13 protein-coding genes are annotated in these 18,782 nt (G+C 48.5%); 1 reads left to right on the top strand and 12 read right to left on the bottom strand.

Going from position 1 to position 18,782, the window contains the following annotated elements:
- Positions 1-44 precede the first annotated feature (44 nt).
- Entirely contained in the window at positions 45-1,253 is a 1,209-nt protein-coding gene (locus tag CRO74_RS27095) for an acyl-CoA dehydrogenase family protein (RefSeq protein WP_097130724.1), read from the top strand.
- Between the two features lie 72 nt (positions 1,254-1,325).
- On the opposite strand, the gene CRO74_RS27090 is transcribed toward CRO74_RS27095, so the two are convergent.
- The 12 genes from CRO74_RS27090 to CRO74_RS27035 form a co-directional block, all read right to left on the bottom strand.
- Positions 1,326-2,552 carry a glycosyltransferase gene (locus CRO74_RS27090; protein ID WP_097130722.1) on the bottom strand — a complete coding sequence of 409 codons (1,227 nt, stop codon included), beginning with the start codon at positions 2,550-2,552 and terminating at the stop codon, positions 1,326-1,328.
- Positions 2,553-2,652: 100 nt separating this feature from the next.
- Positions 2,653-3,027, bottom strand: a complete 375-nt coding sequence (locus tag CRO74_RS27085; protein ID WP_097130720.1) for a response regulator — start codon at positions 3,025-3,027, stop codon at positions 2,653-2,655.
- 176 nt (positions 3,028-3,203) lie between these two features.
- Positions 3,204-4,319: a hybrid sensor histidine kinase/response regulator gene (locus CRO74_RS27080; protein WP_097130718.1), complete on the bottom strand. Its 1,116-nt coding sequence runs from the start codon at positions 4,317-4,319 to the stop codon at positions 3,204-3,206.
- 86 nt (positions 4,320-4,405) lie between these two features.
- Positions 4,406-5,233: a CheR family methyltransferase gene (locus tag CRO74_RS27075; RefSeq protein WP_097130716.1), complete on the bottom strand. Its 828-nt coding sequence runs from the start codon at positions 5,231-5,233 to the stop codon at positions 4,406-4,408.
- 2 nt (positions 5,234-5,235) lie between these two features.
- On the bottom strand, positions 5,236-8,631 hold the full coding sequence (locus tag CRO74_RS27070) for a GAF domain-containing hybrid sensor histidine kinase/response regulator (RefSeq protein WP_097130714.1): 3,396 nt from the start codon (positions 8,629-8,631) through the stop codon (positions 5,236-5,238).
- Between the two features lie 208 nt (positions 8,632-8,839).
- A complete protein-coding gene (locus CRO74_RS27065) occupies positions 8,840-9,517 on the bottom strand; it encodes an alpha/beta fold hydrolase (RefSeq protein WP_097130712.1) in 678 nt (225 codons plus the stop codon).
- Positions 9,518-9,531: 14 nt separating this feature from the next.
- Positions 9,532-10,995: a flavin-containing monooxygenase gene (locus CRO74_RS27060; RefSeq protein WP_097130711.1), complete on the bottom strand. Its 1,464-nt coding sequence runs from the start codon at positions 10,993-10,995 to the stop codon at positions 9,532-9,534.
- Positions 10,996-11,139: 144 nt separating this feature from the next.
- On the bottom strand, positions 11,140-11,727 hold the full coding sequence (locus CRO74_RS27055) for a chemotaxis protein CheB (RefSeq protein WP_097130709.1): 588 nt from the start codon (positions 11,725-11,727) through the stop codon (positions 11,140-11,142).
- A complete protein-coding gene (locus CRO74_RS27050) occupies positions 11,709-12,518 on the bottom strand; it encodes a CheR family methyltransferase (RefSeq protein WP_097130707.1) in 810 nt (269 codons plus the stop codon). The genes CRO74_RS27055 and CRO74_RS27050 overlap by 19 nt, the downstream gene beginning before the upstream one ends.
- Positions 12,515-12,892 (bottom strand): response regulator, encoded by a 378-nt coding sequence (locus CRO74_RS27045; RefSeq protein WP_097130705.1) that lies wholly within the window; start codon positions 12,890-12,892, stop codon positions 12,515-12,517. The genes CRO74_RS27050 and CRO74_RS27045 overlap by 4 nt, the downstream gene beginning before the upstream one ends.
- A gap of 139 nt (positions 12,893-13,031) precedes the next feature.
- Positions 13,032-16,637 (bottom strand): response regulator, encoded by a 3,606-nt coding sequence (locus CRO74_RS27040; protein ID WP_097130703.1) that lies wholly within the window; start codon positions 16,635-16,637, stop codon positions 13,032-13,034.
- 29 nt (positions 16,638-16,666) lie between these two features.
- Entirely contained in the window at positions 16,667-18,250 is a 1,584-nt protein-coding gene (locus CRO74_RS27035) for a hybrid sensor histidine kinase/response regulator (protein WP_097130701.1), read from the bottom strand.
- Between the last annotated feature and the right edge of the window lie 532 nt (positions 18,251-18,782).

The following is an 18,782-nucleotide window of genomic DNA, read 5'->3' as shown; positions in this document are numbered from 1 at the left end:
TATATACTTTAGTAACAAGCCCTGTTTTTTCTGGTTAACTCCCTATGCAATCCCCTTCCTTAATTTCGCCCCGGAATAAAGTCGACTCATTTGAGTCGCCTGATTTCTATTGTCTGGATGATCTGCTAACGGCTGAACATAAACTGGTTCGGTCTGCTGTACGCAATTTTGTTAAGCGTGAGATCACGCCAATCGCCGAGGAGTATGCCCAGCGGGCTGAGTTTCCGAGGCATATTGTGCCTAAGTTTGGCCAGATCGGCGTGTTTGGTGCCACCATCCCAACCGAGTATGGCGGTGGAGGACTGGATCAAATCTCGTACGGCCTTATGACGCAGGAAATTGAGCGGGGTGATTCTGGTATGCGCTCGTGCGTATCGGTTCAGAATTCTTTGGTCATGTACCCAATCTGGGCATTTGGCTCAGAAGCACAGCGGCAGAAATACCTTCCTCGCCTGGCCACGGGTGAGTTGATTGGCTGTTTTGGCCTTACCGAAGCTAACCACGGATCGGACCCCGGCGGTATGGAAAGCAACTTTATCGAGCGGAGCGATTACTACCTGCTCAATGGCTCGAAACTCTGGATTACGAACGCCAACATCGCTGATATTGCCATCGTCTGGGCCAGAAATGACCAGGGAAAAGTGCGTGCTCTGATCGTGGAGCGGGGCACCGAGGGCTTTTCTACCGCCGAAATAAAAAACAAATGGTCGTTACGGGCCAGCACAACGGGGGAGTTAATTTTTCAGGATGTACAAGTCCCGAAGGAAAACCTACTGCCCGATTCGTTTGGATTGAAAAGTGCGCTCAAGTGCCTGGAGCAAGCTCGCTACGGAATTAGTTGGGGCGCATTGGGAGCTGCCATGGAATGCTACGAAGTGGCCCGCCGGTATGCATTGGAACGAATTCAGTTTGGTAAGCCAATTGCCAGTTTTCAGCTGGTTCAGAAAAAACTGGCCGAAATGCTGACCGATATCACCCAGGGGCAGTTACTCTGCTGGCGCCTTGGTGTGCTTAAAAATGAAGATAGAGCCACCGTTGCCCAAATCTCCATGGCCAAGCGCAATAATGTGGAAATGGCGCTACGCGTGGCGCGGGAAGCCCGCCAAATTCTGGGTGCTATAGGTATTTCGGGAGAATACCCAATTATGCGTCACTTGATGAACCTCGAATCAGTAAGTACTTACGAGGGTACCCACGACATTCAATTGCTTATACTAGGCGCTGAAATCACCGGTATTCCTGCCTTTAAGTAGGTGATTAGTTATTAGTTAATGGTTATCAGAAATTCATCCAATAACCATTAACTAATAACTAATTACCAAACATTAACTCGTTTGCAGTTCTATATCGTTGGAGCGACGGGTCTTTTTCCAGATACCGGATGTTTTATCACGCCAAAAATGAACGAAGCCCTGAATAGCGCAAACGTTTATGAATGTGATGTAGAGCGGAAGCTGTAAAGCTTTAATTCGGCGGCCTTTTTGTTGTAACCGATACCCTGTATACGCAAGACCATAGAATACACACTGAATTACAAAAGATATAACCCAAAACAAAGGCAAAGACGTTTGTGACTTACCCGGGAAAATCAGTACGAGATTGATGAGCCAGATGATTGGTAAACAAAAGGGGGCTACTGCCCAGCATAGCACTCGGCGCGAAATGAATTGAAAGGAAAGCCAGCCGTAGCAAGCTATGTTAACTAAGTGACGTAAGCGAATTACGGACTGAAATCTACCCGTAGCTATGCTAACTGTCCGTTTCTGCTCTTCTTCTATTGAGAACGGAGGCCGTTCCAGCGTGTAAGCATCGGGCTCGTAGGTAACACGGTACCCTTTTCCGGCTATTCTCATTGAGATTAAAAAATCGTCCAGGAGTGTGTCCGCCTGAACGGGTTCATACAGGGCCGTTCGTATGGCCAACAATCCACTCGTTGCGCCAACGACCGTGTGAAACTGCGCATCCTGTCGGTTTAAATACGACTCATATGTCCCGTACAAACGCTCTCCCCAGACTCCGGCAGGTTCGTGGAGGTAGTTGCCAATGCGTTTCTCCCCCACAGCGGCCCCGATGCGTTCATCCTGAAAGTGACGGGCCAGATTACGGATAGCCAGACTATTTAGTTGGGTGGTGGCATCGCAGAAAATAACGATCGGTGAAGTAACGTACTTCATCGCGCGATTCACAGACGGTATGTTACCCCCTTGCTTCGATCCGCCTTGTACCATAATCTGCTGAGCGCCATCATCACGTAATGATTCCAGCCAGTCTGTAGACCCATCTGTAGACCCTTCTGTCATGAACAAAAAGCTAAGTTTGTCGGCGGGGTAATTCAGTGAATACAAATTCTGAAGTTTAGCCGGCAGACAGGTCATTTTATTGTGAGCTCTTATGAGTAGAGTTACCTGAGGGGTATACGTATTCCCGTCTATAACTGAACGGGCAGGTTTAAGTAAACTTCTGATTTTAGCCAGCACTGTAATCAGGATTCCGTATCCTGCATACGTGTAAGCAAGTATGCCCAGACACAAGAAGAGTAAATAGTGTAGCATAATCAGGCTGTAGTAAAGCGCTGAAAAACAGTTTGCTGCTTTACAAGTTGGGGGGGCTATAAATACGATGGCATTGGTTCGCCGAGACTAAACAGGCGAATTAGCGGTGGAGAGCAGCGTTAATTTTTACCTTTATTTCCCGAGGGTTAAACGGTTTTGAGATAAAGTCATTGGCTCCCTGCTCAAGGCAACTGGTTTTTGTTGCCCCATCTTCCAGGCTCGATAAGACAATAATGGGTACGTTTTCGAAGGCCGAATTCTTCCTGATCAACTTGATTAACTGCTGACCATTCAACTGCGGCATCAGTAAATCGGTGATTATTACGTCAGGTAGGTTGCCATCTTCGAGCCATGTCATCGCTTCCATGCCGTTCGTACAGGAACTGAGCTTAAATTCTTTACTCAATGCCAACTGTACAATCTTCCGTATGTATATGTCGTCGTCTACGTGTAATATTTGATACCTGTTTTCCATTTAGGCTTGGTTGTCGTCGAAAAGTCGATTCTCTATGAAAAAAATGATAACTAAATATATGCGATTTGATTATATGGTAAATAATTAGTTTATCTAACGGTCATCATGGGTTAAGATAATTGTATTTATTTTCGATAGTAAGCTTAAGCAACTGCATGTATGTAAGTTCGTTAGTACTATTTTCTCCAGCTAAAGAATACAGTACAGCCTTCTCCCGGTGAGGTGTTTACCCGTAAGGCTCCTCCCTGTTCTTCAACAAGCATCTTGAGGGTGTTGAGCCCTACACCCGTACTGCTTTCGTGCTGCGAATGACCAACTGGGCGGAACAGGGTGAAAAGTTTTGCCTGCTGGTCGATCGTCATGCCAGGTCCATTATCCCGAACATAGAATTCAAAAAAGTTTTCCTGATCTGTATAACCGATTTCTATCGCTCCCAGGGCTTTGTTATTGTACTTTATGGCGTTGCTGAGCAGGTTCTGGAATACTTGCTGCAACTTTATCTTTTTAGTATAAATTACCGGCATTGGCTCAGCAACATTAACCTGAATGTGTTTGGGTGGGAACAGTAACTTGGTTGTCTGGGATAGAAGCTGAGCCACATCTACCCATTCGGATGCCTGTTGGTCAATACTCTGACGTGAGTACTCCAGAATGTTGCTGATCATTGTTGACTGATGGTACCCCGCTTCTTTCAGGTAACTCAGATAATTGGCGAGTTCAGCCTGTTCAATAGGCCGACTTTCATTCATATTCTCGACCAGATGGAGCAGGGTTATCAGACCGGTTAATGGTGATTTGAGGTCATGAGCCACCATATAGACAAACTTCTCCAACTGCTTATTGATGGTCGCCAGATCTGTAGCCGATTTCTTTAATGCCTGTTGTGAGCGCCACAATTGTTCAAAGACATTGACCTTGGCCCTGGTAACATTACTATCCAGCGGCTTCGACAAATAATCGACGGCTCCTTCTTCAAATCCTTTCAGGACATATTGTTCTTCCTTATTAATTGCCGTAACGAAAATGATAGCTATGTCGCGGGTTTTAGGGTTGGCTTTGAGGAATTGGGCTACCTCGAAGCCGTCCATTTCAGGCATCTGTACATCCAGCATGATAAGCCCGATCTGATCATTTTTTAGCGCATACTTAAGGGCTTCGTTGCCGGAGGTTGCTTTGATGAACTGCCTGTTTCCATTTTCCAGAAGTTCTTCGAGAACAAGCAGGTTTTCGTCCCGATCGTCTACCAGTAGTATGGTAAACGGGCTGGGATTAGTACTGAGTGTAGGTTTCATGATTGGTTGAAAAGAGTACGTTACGGGGGTAATGCTGTTATTTTTAGGTCGACTGCACTGCCTGAGTGGCTGGCTTAAAAGTCGGTTTATCGTATACGGCGAAATATTTTCGTGTCAGTAGTGATGGGCGCAAACTGGTCGCGTAAATCCGTAAACAAGAGTGATTCCTTCGGACCAATGGCTAAGAAACCAAGCGAAGCAAGGCTATCATGAAAAAGCCGGACGACATGATTTTGCAGTTCTTTATTAAAGTAGATCAATACATTACGGCAGCAAACCAACTGAAACTCGTTGAAAACGCGGTCGGTAACCAGATTATGCTGGGCAAACAGGATGGAATCCCGAAGCGTTTTGTGCATTTGTATGTGGTTGCCCTGCCGGGTGTAGTAGTCCGAAAAATCGCGCTGTCCACCGGCCTGCCGGTAGCTTTCGGCATACTCGTCGAGGTGTTGTACCGGAACCAGACCCTGCCGGGCATTTTCCAGATTAGCCGGGTTAAGGTCTGTAGCGTAAAGTCGGCATCGCTCCAGCAGATTGGCTTCTTTAAGCAGGATGGCCATTGAGTACACTTCTTCGCCCGTAGAGCAGCCCGCATGCCAGATTTTGATGATCGGGTAGGAAGCCAGTATGGGCAGGACTTTCTCGCGGATGTTTTGGTAAAAAGGAGGGTCCCGAAACATTTCGGTGACGTTGACCATAATTGACTGCAGGAACCAGGCAAAAAAAGTGGAATCATTCGCCAACTGAAATCGAAGTTGCGAAGCGGTTCGGATATGGGATAGCCCCATGCAGCGAACGACCCGACGTTTGAGCGACGTTTGCGCGTAATTCGTAAAGTCATACCCGTGTACCAGCTTGATAAGGGTTAGAATTTCTTCCAGTTCAGAGGTACTCAATTCGTAATCCAGGTTCATGATCAGGAAGGCATCCAGGTATGCATGACAGAAAGCAACTGCTTAACGTCCAGTGGTTTGGTGATGTAGTCCGACGCGCCCGCTTCAAGGCATTTCTCGCGGTCGCCGGGCATGGCTTTGGCGGTCAGGGCTATGATTGGCAATTTTGCAAACTGCTTCTCCGCTCTGATTTTTCGGGTCGCTTCGTAGCCATCCATGATGGGCATCATGATATCCATCAGTACCAGATCGATCGGCGATTGGCTAATTAGGGTATCAATGGCTTCCTGTCCATCACTGGCAGTGATGACGGTCAATTTATTCTCTTCCAGCAGCGTACTGATCGAAAAGACATTCCGCATGTCGTCGTCAACCAGCAATACGGTTTTACCCTGCCAGTTGACATTGGTTGGCAGGAGGGGAATGGCGGGCGTTGGTGTCATCTCGGTACGGGATTCCTGCTGAACATTGTAAAGGAACAATTCGAGTTGGTCCATCAGCCGGTCTTTCGCTTGGGCGGAGTCATGAACAACCGTATCAGATAGTCTCTTTAATTGTAATTCATCGGATGAAGACAATTCTTTATCCAGATAAATAATAACCGGTGTCTGATCGCCCGCCATAGCGGCTTGTAGTTGACGTAGCTTCTGAATACCCAGTTCGAGGTCTTTACCGATGTCGGCAATGATGCAGTCATAAGTTCGGGCATGGACTTTTTGCAGAGCTTCGTCATTGAGTACGGCATAATCGCAGTTGATATCGAAGTGCCGTTCTCCAATTAGTTTAGTCAGTGAGTTATTAGGCAGATAGTCGCCAGACAGAACAAGAATGTTTTTTATCTGTTCGGTAATGCAGTCACCAATTCGGTTGAACGCATCTTCCAGATCCTGTTTGGTCAGCGGCTTCTGCAAATACGCCAGCGCCCCCGGCAGCACAAGCTGTTGTTCGTCACTCGCCGACATTACATGCACCGGAATTGAACTTAGTTTTTTATCATCCTTGAGTAATTTCAATACGCTGATGCCGTCGAGGGCCGGTAATTGCAAATCCAGAATAATGGCCGTTGGCTCATACCGACGGGCGTAGGCAAGCCCCTCGTCGCCCTGAAGCGCCACCAGCGTTTTATAGCCTTTGGTACGGGCAAAATCCCGAACAATACTGGCAAAGCGGGCATCATCCTCAATGATGAGCATCAGCCTATCGCCTTTCTGAATCGTGTCGCGGTCGTCGGTCACGGTTGCCTGCGGCACAGGAAGCGAAGCCGGAACCGGAGTGCTGAATCGAGTTGTGTTGCCCTTTTTAACCGGAGTAGATTCTGGTTGATCAGTAGGAGAAAACGATAGCGGAAGCCATAAGGTGAAGGTGCTTCCTTTGCCCTCTTCGCTGTGAAGGGTAATTTCGCCACCCAGTCGTTTAATCAATTCGCGACTGATGGACAGCCCGAGGCCGGTGCCGCCGTACTTACGGCTTGTGGAGCCATCTACCTGCTGAAAAGCTTCAAAAATAAGTTGCTGTTTGTCGGGTGGAATGCCAATACCCGTATCGGATACGGATATGGCCAACAGCGATTTTTCCTGCCGTAGCTCCTGGCGCGTAATTTTCGGGAAACTCGTTTCAATGGAAAACGTCAGGGTAATCCGTCCGTCGCGCGGGGTAAACTTAAACGCGTTAGACAGCAGGTTTTTGAGAATTTGCTCCACCCGAAGCCGGTCGGTCACGATCTCTGCCGGTACGGATTCATGCAGGTCGGTGATAAATCGTACCTTTTTCTCTTCGGCGACAACCGTAAAAAGCTGCGTGAGATCCCGAACTATACTTTTAACGGGTACCGGCTCCCGCAAAACAGTAATGTGACCGGCCTCGATCTTGGCCAAATCCAGAATGTCGTTAATGAGGGTCAACAAATCATTGCCGGACTTATGGATGATGGTTGCGTACTCAATTTGTTTGGGTGTGAGGTTCTCCGGTTTGTTGTCGGCCAGTAATTTGGCCAGAATCAGGACACTGTTCAGGGGCGTCCGTAATTCGTGCGACATGTTGGCCAGAAAGGCCGATTTATATTGGCTGGTCACTTCCAGCTCTCTGGCTTTGAGGGCCAGCGATTGCCGGGCAATCTCTACCACTTCATTTTTCTCGATCAGTTCAGCGTTGATCTGCCGCAGTTCTTCCTGCTGAACCCGTAACTCTTCTTCCGAAGCCTGCAGGCTCTCGGCATGGCGGAGCAGAGAATCATTGGACTGGCGGAGTTCTTCCTGCTGTTCGGCAACCAGTTCGTTTTGCTGCTGAACCTGTTGCAGAAGAGCGCGCACCTGTTCGTGCGTTTGCGAGGAGTTAATGGCTACGGCCAGCGGCTCCATCAGGCGTTTGAGCAGTTTCATGACGGCTGGCTCAAGGATTCGGAAAGACGCCAGTTCCAGAACGCCAATCAGTTCTTTATCTTTTCGATACCATAACGGTACCAGTACCAACTGCCCCGGCTGTGCCTGTCCGCTACCCGACTGAAGCATCCAGTAGTTGGTAGGCACCTCATTTATTGTCAGAATTTTCTGCCCCTGGGCGGCCTGTCCAACCAGTCCTTCGCCCAGCGAAAATGTAGTTGATACGGCACCTGGCAACCCAACAGCGGCCGCCCGTTCGAGGAGCTTTTCATCTGAATTATACAGGTATAGGGCGGCAGCGGGTAAGTCCAGATGATCGGCCAGAGTGTCAATGATCCGTTTGGCCATACCCTGCGAAGTGTCCTGATCCTGTAAACTATGGCTTATTGCCGAAATGCCGGAGAGTTGCCAGTTCTGTTCTTCACTTTCCTGATTAAAAGCTTGCATGGTGGCCAGGTTGGCTTTGAGCTCACGCTCAGCCCGTCGGCGTTTTCTGAACTCGTCAAAAATGACCAGTATTAAAATCGTGATGTTGACTACCGCTACCAAAACGGCCACCCACATGGCACACTCTTCAACGTAGTCGGTATCCAGCTCTTTTTGTTGGCGTAGCAGTAAGCTTTGCCGAATTTCCTGCCTGAGTTCGGTCAATTCGGTGCGCAGGACATTCAGCTTACCCGCGTCACCAGCCAGGTAAGCAGTTGTTGCTTCGTCGATCCGACGTATTCGATTCGATTGGCGCTGGTCAGCACTGAGCAGATTATCCAGGTCGCTGAGTAGCCGATCAACAGTGGCTATGGCGAGTGGATTCAACTGGGGTTTAACTGATGGCGCATGGGGGCTCTTTACCGTACCGTTTATATCGGCCAGCGCCAGTTGCAGCCTGAAAACCAGTTCAGTAATCTTCTCCGATTCAGTTGATTGTATCAGTAATGCATCATGCCTTCGGAAGGCGCTGAAGTAAAGTATGATAATGACCGGTACCGTTATAAAAGTAAGGGCTGCCCCAAAATATATCCGACCAGCTAAAGATTTTCTCATTTACTATATTTTATAAATTTATACTATAGGTATTCGTAATTTAATATATGAAAACAAATATATAGATTTGGTAGGCATATGATCAGCATATCTGATAAAAAAATTAGGGTAATTTTAATAATGTACTCGTTGAACATCAAAAAGCCGTCTGAGTAGATCAATACCCGGACGGCTTCGTTTATCGTATTGTTGGCTTTCTACAACGTGTTTATTCGTTTGTGTAAGCCGCTTTTAGAAAGTCGTTCAGCAAGGCCGAAACGTCCCCAGGATGGGTAACCAGGCTGAAATGATCACCGGGTACGAACTGAGTTTGTTGATCCGGGAACCCAACAATTGAATCGTTTCGGGCATGAATACGCAGGTCCGGTTGCGCCGGGGTTTGTGGGTTAGCCGGGTTAAGGATAATTCCCAATTGATTCATAATGTAACCTTTGGGGCTATTGATCAGATTTTGAAAAACGTCGTTCATGACCTGAGCCGAGGGTTTGTCCCGGTAACCCAGCCAAAGGATCAATTTTTTGGTGGTGCCATTTAAATACAGGTTTTTTCGGACCAGCCACTCCAGAACAACCAGATCTTTGACCGGTGACCGGACTTTTTCGGGATCTGTCCAGGAGGCAATCTGAACAATGGCACAGCCCGTCAGCTGTTTGATGGCATAAGCTACCCAACCCCCCATCGAATGACCAATCAGTACATCCTGCCTGTTTATGTTGTGGTGTTCAATCAGTTGTTCGGCGTATTGTGTAACCGTGCGTGTGGGGGAGTAGTCGACGCCCAGCAAATCCAGATTATTGATAAAGAGTTTATTGCCGGGAAGTGAAGGAGCTATATGCTCGAAAATAGTGGGACCCTCCCCAAAGCCGGGTATGAAAATAAGCCGCATACGATGTTGATTTTTCAACTGTTAACCTGGTAATCGGCTATGGAGAACCGCTTTGTGAGCCGACGGAAATGGGTGTTCAGGCGCGGATATAGGGTTGTATTTTTACCGGCCTCATTCATGTACCAGCTCTGGCAGCCCGATGCCCAAACGGTGCCATTAAACTGCTGTTGCAGGCGTTGGTTATAGTCCTGCTGAACGGATTCTTTTACATCCAGATACCCGGCCCCGCCCAACTGCTCAATCTGATTGATGTACTGCATGATGTAATTCATCTGCGATTCCATGATGTGAATGACGGAGTTATGACCCAATCCGGTATTGGGGCCTAAAATGAAGGCCAGATTGGGGAAGTTGGCCGTTGTAACGCCCTTGAATGCTTCTCCACCCGTTTTCTTCCAGACATCCTGTAAACGAGTACCCGCTTTACCCATAAACTCCGTGTAAAAATTCAGGTCGGCCACCTTGAATCCCGTACCCAGAATAACCACATCGAGGGCGTGTTCCTGCCCATCGATGGTTTTAATGCCTGTTTGTACAAACGTGTCGATTGGGTCCGTTACCAGATGAACGTTGGAGCGGTTGAAGGTGGGGTAAAAGTCGTCGGACTTCAGGATTCGTTTGCAGCCAATGGTATAGTTTGGGGTCAGTTTTTTTCGGGTTTCAGGGTCTTTTACCTCATCGGCCAGCTTTTTCAGAGAAATGTGTTTCATAAGGCCATTAAGCCATTGGCTGCCAGTGAACCCCATCCCTACAAACTCATTGAGCCAGTAAATTGATTCACGCTGTACCTTCATCAATAACGGAAACCGACTGAACCGTTGACGGGCAGCTTCCGACACGGTTCGATCCAGCCTATGGCTAATCCAGGCAGGAGTGCGCTGAAAAACCGTTAGCGACTTCACCATTGGGGCAATGGCTGGCACGAGTTGAATGGCGCTGGCTCCGGTGCCAATAACGGCTACGTGTTTACCCGTCAGGTCGCAGGTTGTATCCCAGCGTGCCGAATGGATCACCTGACCCTGAAACGAAGCAAGCCCCGGAAAGTCGGGGATATTCGGGCGGTTCAACGGACCGAGTGCGGCCAGTAAAACGTTGACGGTGGTGGTTGTACCCTGTGCATTGGTGAGTTGCCAGCATCCTTTATCGGACATGAACTGAGCCTTCACAATGTCCGAATTGAATCGAATATGTTTCCGAAGGTCGTTTCGCTCAACCACCAATTTCATGTACTCCAGAATGGCAGGCTGGCTGGAGTACAGATTAGCCCAGTTGGGATTCGGTTCGTCGGCAAACGAATACAGGGGCGAGGCCACATCACAGGCGCAGCCCGGGTAAACGTTATCCCGCCAGGTGCCGCCAACATCGGCGGCCCGCTCAAAGATCACAAAAGATTCTTTATGCTGCTTTTTCAGGCGCAGAGCCGCTACCAGCCCGGCGAATCCTGCACCAATGATGCCCACCTGAAAGTCGTACGCCATCGGATAAATAGGTTAATTATCTTTGCACAATATTGCGATAATAGTTGATTATACCAATCTATCACCTGCTTTATGTACGGCACGAGTTCGTGCTTAGCTAGGTAAGGGTGTTTGTCCAGGAACTTGGGCTGATGTAGGCTTTTACTAAGCCGTATTCACCGAGTTTAGGAACTCAATGATACCGGCTACGTCCAGCACATGGTCGACAGTGGTGTTCTCGATAGCTTGTTGGGGCATATACCCAACCAGAGCTGTGTCGGGATGTTGGGCAACGAGCAAGCCCCCCCTTTTCTTAATGGCCTGCATCCCTTTGGTACCGTCGGCGTTGGCTCCCGACAGGAGTATGCCAATTAATGAAGAGCCGTATACATCGGCCGCCGATTCGAAGGTGACATCAATGGACGGGCGGCTGTAGTTTACTTTTTCGGAATCGTCCAGCGAAAAGCTCTTATCCTGTTCAATAAGTAGATGATAATCGGCAGGAGCCAGGTAAATGGTGCCCGGCTTTATGAGGTCTTTATCATCTACTTCCCGAAAAGGGCTGTTTGTCTTTAGTGACAACAGGTTTGCCAGCGTCGAATCGGCGGTGTTTTTACGATGGAGTACGATAATCAGAGCAAACGACAAGGGGTCGGGCAAGGTGGGTAGTAGGCGCAGTAGCACTTCTATGCTTCCCGTGGAGCCTCCAATCAGGATAGCCTCTGCCCGATGGGTTAGCTTTGTTTCCGCCATATTTTTTCGCCGGCCAGTTGCCGGTAGGTTGCCTGTAGCGTAGAGAATTTCAGCGTTTCTTTCGCACCAAGAGCCAGATAGCCGAGTGGCCCCAGGCTATCGTCGAAGAGGGTCAATACCCGCTGCTGGAGTGCCTTGTCGAAGTAGATCAGTACGTTTCGGCAGAGGATTAAATCGAATTCGTTGAACGACTGGTCCGATACCAGATTATGCGTCGAGAATACCATCTTCTCCGACAGGCTGCTGTTGAATTTAACATATCCATACTGAGCCGTATAGTAAATGGAAAAGTCGTTTTTACCCCCCGATAGTATGTAGTTTTCCGAGTACTGTTTCATGGGTGCCATGGCGAAAATACCCGCACGGGCTGTCTCCAGTACCTCCGGATTCAAATCGGTAGCATACAGCAACGATTTATGAAGCAGGTTGGCTTCGTTGAGCAGTATCGCCATCGAAAAGACCTCTTCACCCGTTGAGCAACCCGCGTGCCAGATACGAATAAACGGTTTGGCCGCCAGCGTAGGCAAAACGTCGTTCCGAAGTGCCCGGTAAAACTGGGGGTCGCGGAACATTTCGGTTACGTTTACGGTCACCTCTTCCACAAAGCGTTTGAGGTAATCCGTATCCGACCGGACGCGATACCGCAGCTCGGCGAAACTCGGGAACTTGTCCAGTTGCCACAGTCGATTGATACGTCGTTTTAAGGATGCTCTGGAGTAATGGGTGAAGTCGTATCCATGCACCTCAATCAAGTCTGTCAGCAACAAATCAATTTCTTCCTCCTCAATCATAGCAATCGTTCACTACCCGACAATAATTGCAGCAACCGATCAACATCAATTGGCTTGGCGATGTAATCGGTGGCACCGGCGCGCAGGCATTTTTCCCGATCGCCAACCATCGCCTGCGCTGTAACGGCGTAAATGGGCGTCTGCTCTCTGTTCTCTAAATTCTTAATGCGCGGAATGGCTTCGTACCCGTCCATTTCGGGCATCATCATATCAATGAGAATCACGTCGACAACCGCATCCGTTATTAAAAGGTCAATAGCTTCCTGTGCACTGCCACACGCTATGCAGTCAAATGACTTCGCTTTCAAGGTAGCTTTCAACGCAAAAATATTGCGGGGATCGTCGTCGATGATTAAGACCGTTTTTTTAGTCATTTTGTTGGAGTTTTAGGCCACAGAGATTCGCAGAGATGCACGGAGATACACAGAGTTTTTATTTTTCATTGTGTATCCGCAGAACTACCAATTTTTCTCTGCGTAGCTCTGTGTCTCTCCGTGCCGCTCTGTGGCTAATCTAATTTCGTTCGTACAGCCAGACACGCAGCAGGGATATGAGCTGGTCAATATCGACTGGCTTGGTGATGTAATCCGACGCGCCCGCCTGAATGCATTTTTCCCGGTCGCCGGTCATGGCTTTGGCCGTTACGGCAATAACGGGTAAGTTTTTCCATTGGTAATGCTCCCTTATTTTTCGGGCTGTTTCGTACCCATCCATCTGGGGCATCATCATATCCAGCAGCACGATATCGATATCGGGGTTTTCTTCTAATTTCTGGAGGGCTTCCTTTCCATCCAGGGCCGCTATGACGGTCATGTTGAACTGTTCCAGTGCTTTGGAGAGGGAAAAAATATTTCGTACATCATCGTCCGCTACCAGTACGGTTTTGTTCTTCAGAACCTGACTCAGTGCGCCTAGTTTCTTAGCCGTACCGTTTGCTGGTGCAGTTTGCTTGTTCTCCTCAACCAGGTGCAGGAAGAGCGATACTTCATCGAGCATACGCTGGTAGGAGTGGGCGGTTTTTACAATGATAGAGTCCGCGTATTTTTTGATTTTCAGCTCTTCCGACATCGACAGGCTCTTGCCCGTGAAAATAATGATCGGCAGGTTTTCCAGACCGGGGTTCTTCTTGGCAACCTCCAGCGTTTCGTAAGCCGTAGAATCGGGTACTCCCATGTCCAGAATAACGCAGTCGACCTCTTTGCGTTTCAGGGCGTCGATTCCTTCGGTAATGTTGCTTTTTAACTCGGAGGTAATGTTAAATGTCTCCAGGAAATACGCCAGTGCTTTGGCATGTTTGGGGTTGTCTTCAACGATCAGCACTTTCTTGGGGTTGCGGTTGAGGACGTATTCGATCTTTTGAAAGACTTCCTGCAACTGCTCGAAGGCAACCGGCTTGTCCACAAAATCAATGGCACCTTTCAGCAGACTTTCGTTTTTTAGCTTATGCGACGACATGATATGTACTGGAATAGGCCGCGTTTGCGGATTGGCTTTCAGGGCGTCCATAACCTCCCAGCCGCTCATAACCGGCAACTGGATGTCGAGCAGAATGCCCAGCGGTTTGTACACTGATGCCAGTTTTAAGCCTTCGTCTCCCTGAACGGCTACAATGCCCTTATATCCTTTTTTGCGGGCGTAGTCGAGCAGTGATTTTGCGAAATTAGGGTCGTCCTCAACAATCAGAATCGTTTTGTCGCCCTCCGCAATGGCGTGTCGATCGTCCGGAATGGGCTCCGGAATAGTCAGGCTAATGTACTCGGTCGATCGCCTGGGCTTTGGGTCGACGGCGGGCAAGAGTTGTGGTTCCGACCTTGGGATCTCCTGCGACACAGGTTGGGGAATGTCTTTGGAAAGCGGCAGGTGGATGGTGAATTCACTACCCACGTTCACCTGGCTGGATAGGGTAATTTCGCCCCCAAGCAACTTGGCCAGTTCCCGGCTGATGGATAAGCCGAGGCCGGTGCCACCGTATTTTCGCTTGGTTGACCCATCGGCCTGCTGAAACGCTTCGAAGACGAGGGGCTGTTTTTCGGGAGGAATGCCAATGCCCGTATCCTTAACCATAAAGCAAAGGGTTGACGGGGCTGAGGTGCTGCGCTGAATAGTCAGGGATACCTGACCACCCGACGTAAACTTGATGGCATTGGAGAGCAGATTTTTGAGAACCTGACCCAGACGCATGCGATCCGTCTCAATCACTGTCGGTACGTTAGGGTTTACGTTTATCGAGAAGTTCAACCCTTTTTCTTTGGCAACCAACCCGAACAGCGACTGTAATTCATCCGTAATTTCGGAAACAGCCACATCCTGAAAATCCAGTTTCATCTGCCCCGCTTCAATCTTCGACAAATCCAGAATTTCGTCGATCAGCCCAAGCAGCCCGTTGCCCGACGACTGAATGACGCGCGCATACTCGACCTGATCGGGGGTGAGGGTATCCTCGTTATTCTCGGCCAGTAACCGGCTCAGGAGAAGAATGGAGTTGAGCGGTGTCCGTAACTCGTGCGACATGTTGGCCAGAAACTCCGATTTATACCGGGTGGTCAGTTCCAGTTCATCGGCTTTTTTCTGAATCTCATCGTTTTTCTCTTCCAGCAACAACCCCCGTTCTTCGAGCTCGGTGTTGGTCTGTTGTAATTCTTCCTGCTGAACCCGTAGTTCTTCTTCCGATGCCTGGAGCTTTTGGGCCTGCATTTCCAGCTCGGCATTCAGGTTTTCCATTTCGGTATGCTGTGCCTGCAACTCCTCGGCCTGAGCCTGGGTTTCTTCCAGGAAGTTCTGGAGCCGGAGGTAATCCAGAGCAGAGTTAACGCCAATGGCCATCGCTTCCAGATTATGTTCCAGAAAGGCAACCTCCATGGGGTCGGGATTGTGGAGCAAACCCACTTCAATGACGCCAATACAAACGTCGGCATATACCAACGGGGCAATAACCAGGGCCGTGGGGACGGCATTGCCCAGAGAAGACGCAATCCGACTGTACGTAGGCGGAATATTTTGAATGACAATGAGTTTTTTGCGTTCAATCGCTTCACCGGCCAGCCCCTCGCCGGGCCTGATGCTCATGGGTGGCTGCTGGGCTGCATAACTACCCGCCAGCTTATACATCGAATCGGTGTCGATCAGGTAAATAGTGGCTTGCGGGGCGCTCAGGTAATCGGCAATGGCGTCGATCAGGCGGTTACCCAGTTTTTTCAGTTCTTTTTCGCCCCGCATGGCATCGCCTATTTTTACGTTTCCCGTTTGTAGCCAGTTCCTGCTTTTCAAGTCCGTAAAGGTCTGTTCGAGAGAGGCTGTCATCTGATTCAGCGCTTTGGCAATGCGGCCCAGTTCATCATCCTGAGTATCCTCACTTCGGATAGCATAATCACCCCCGGCAATTTTACCGGTTATAGACTCCATCACCGAAATACGACCGGCTGTTTCAATGTACTTTGCTTCGTCGAGCTGCTGTTTTTCAATCCGATCGTCCAGATCCCGCTTTATGCGCACGTAGGTAAGTGCGGTAATCAGCATGGATACGGCAGCCGCAAACAACAGTAAAAAAGGCGTGTAGTTTATGTATATCTGCTGCTGTTGAATACGGGTGTCGAGCAGTCGGTTCTCGTCCAATTTAAACCGATTAATAAGCACACGCAGATCGTCCATGATCTGTTTCCCACGGGTCATTTCCCGATGCTGGGTAAGCGTATCCCGGTTAAAGAGTTTATTGCCTTTGGTCAAGTCAATAACGCGCTGCATTTGCTTGAACTTGGCTTCATACAATGATTTTATTCGGTTAAGGCTTCGTTGCTGGGCCGGATTGTCATTTGTTAGTTCGTGGAGCAGGTCGTAACTCACCGCTACTTTTGTACGGCTCCCATTATACGGTTCGAGAAAGACCGGATCGAGCGTAACGAGGTAGCCGCGTTGCCCGGTCTCCGCATCTTTCATGTAGGAAATAATGTTTTCGGCCTCAATCAATACCTGATTGGTATGGTTGACCAGTTTGGAGTTGCTGATCAACTTCTGAATACTGTAATAAGAAGCTGTCAAACTGATCAGCAGCAACAGCGTTGACAGGGTAAAAACAAGCTGTAGCTGTCGTATAACAGAGTTCGATGTAGACGATTGTGACATAGTAAATGAATTAGAGCCGCTATTGATGGTTAATTGGGCAATAGGGCACCCGCCTGTCTGACGGGTAGGACCAGGATAAAGCTGGCTCCTTCATTTTCGCGGCTTTGAGCGGAAATGAGCCCGTTATGCTTATCCATGTTTTTCTTGGCAATGGCCAGGCCAATACCTGTTCCTTCGTAATGAGTACGGTGGTGCAGCCGTTGGAAAATTATAAAAATGCGGTTCAGGAATTTTTCATCGAAGCCGATTCCGTTATCACGAATAATAATCCGGCAGTAATCGCCCGTGGGGGAGGGAGGGCTATCAATTGTTTTGCTGGCTACCCGTTCTGCACTGATATTAATGGTGGGTGGTACGTCTGGCTTTGAAAACTTGAGGGCATTGCTCAGCAGATTCTGAAATACCTGACGGATTCGGGTGGGAATAATATCAATTACGGGCAACTCATCAATCGTCAGGATGGCCTGCTTTTGATAGATCAACTCATCGAAATCCTGTAAAAGATCGGCCAGCAGCGTGTTGAGATTGGTGGCCTGGAACGGTTCGTGTACGGACAGTTGCGAATAGGCCAGGAGGTCTTTAATTAAATCAGACATCCGGGCCGATGATTGAATGGACCGGTCGAGGTAGGCTGCAGCTTCGGGATTGGTACTCAGGTACTTTACCTTGACTATGTCGCTGAGCAACTGAATTTTACGAAGGGGCTCTTTGAGGTCGTGCGAAACGACCCAGGTAAATTGCTGAAGTTCCTGATTAATTCGTTCCAGTTCTTCGTTTTTGGTGAGTAGCTCGTTAGTTCGTAGCCTGACTTGCTGCTCCAGTAGCTCAGCTGCCTGTTTTTGAGGGTGAATGTCGGTAAAGGTACCAATCCACCGAACCAGAGTCCCCTGCTGCTGAATGGGAATGACACGAAGTAAATGATAGCGATAGTTGTCCGTATTCAGGGCTTTCAGCCGTACTTCGCGGGTAAACTCAACGCCATTGCCAAGTGCCTGTTCCCAATCGTGGCAAAGGTGGTCGTCGGGGTGGGAGTTAGGGAACGTCGATGTGTCGCTGGCATACTGATACCAGTGTTCGTTTACGTATTCGATCCGGCCATCGGGGGCTACCGTAAAGGCCATTTGTGGCAGCGAAGACAGCACAGCCTGTAACTCCTGCATGCGTTCGGCCAGTTCTTCCTGTGCTTTTTTTCGAACCTCAACTTCCTTGCGAAGAGATGCCTGTGTAGCCCGGAGTTCTTGCTGCTGCTCGTAAAGTTTGTGAAATGTTTTAACTTTTAAAACCAGAATATCAGGGTCAACCGGCTTGGTCAAATAGTCGATACCGCCTGAAGTATACCCCTTGGTAATAAATTTCTTATCGGTATTAACGGCGGAAAGAAAAAGAATGGAGGTGTCGCGGGCCCGGCTAAAACCGGCAATGGCATTCGCCACCTCGAACCCATCCATACCGGGCATCTGTACATCGAGCACAATAACCGAGTAATCCGCCTTTAGAACTTTTTTCAAGGCCTCTTCACCAGACTCGGCGGTATCAACCGAAAACCGATGCAATTCCAGAATCTTTTTCAGTGGAAGAAGATTCTCTGGCCTATCATCAACGAGCAGAATCATGGTTACGAATCAATAAAACGTTGAGAAGAAGTGCATAATGAACGTTTATACACTTTCGTAGTGAAAACCTGACCGCTATACGTCAGGGAAAATTAACTGTGAAGATAAAACCTGACAAGGTGTGTTTCCAAATTCAGGCAGGATTGTCTGCGCTGTACTTAGTTTATGGGAATTAAACGCTTACTTGTCCATAAGCTATTGTCTGCAGCGTCTGCTGAACTATATTAACTGAAGAACCTGTATTTTAGGATGTCGAACAACTCATAAGAGGTAAAATCTGATAACTAAATTCAAATTATTTTTATACTTTTTGTTTACTTATTTGTGTTTCAGTAGATTTGTGGAATTATGTTTTATACTACATTCTTAATTGATATAAGCTTGATGATCTGTTCCGCATTGCGGTAATGTTTGTCGCTGTACCGGTCGAACTGTCTTGACCTATCTGTTTCTCAACGTGTTATGCTTTACTGGTTGGTCTGCAAAGCCTAAATCCGTCCTGTCTCTACAAAAACAGGGCGTTTAAGCAGGC

Source organism: Spirosoma fluviale (assembly GCF_900230225.1).
In the GTDB taxonomy this organism is placed as follows: Bacteria; Bacteroidota; Bacteroidia; order Cytophagales; family Spirosomataceae; genus Spirosoma; species Spirosoma fluviale.
The sequence above is the reverse complement of the archived record's forward strand: the minus strand, read 5'-3'. Positions and strand labels throughout refer to the sequence as shown.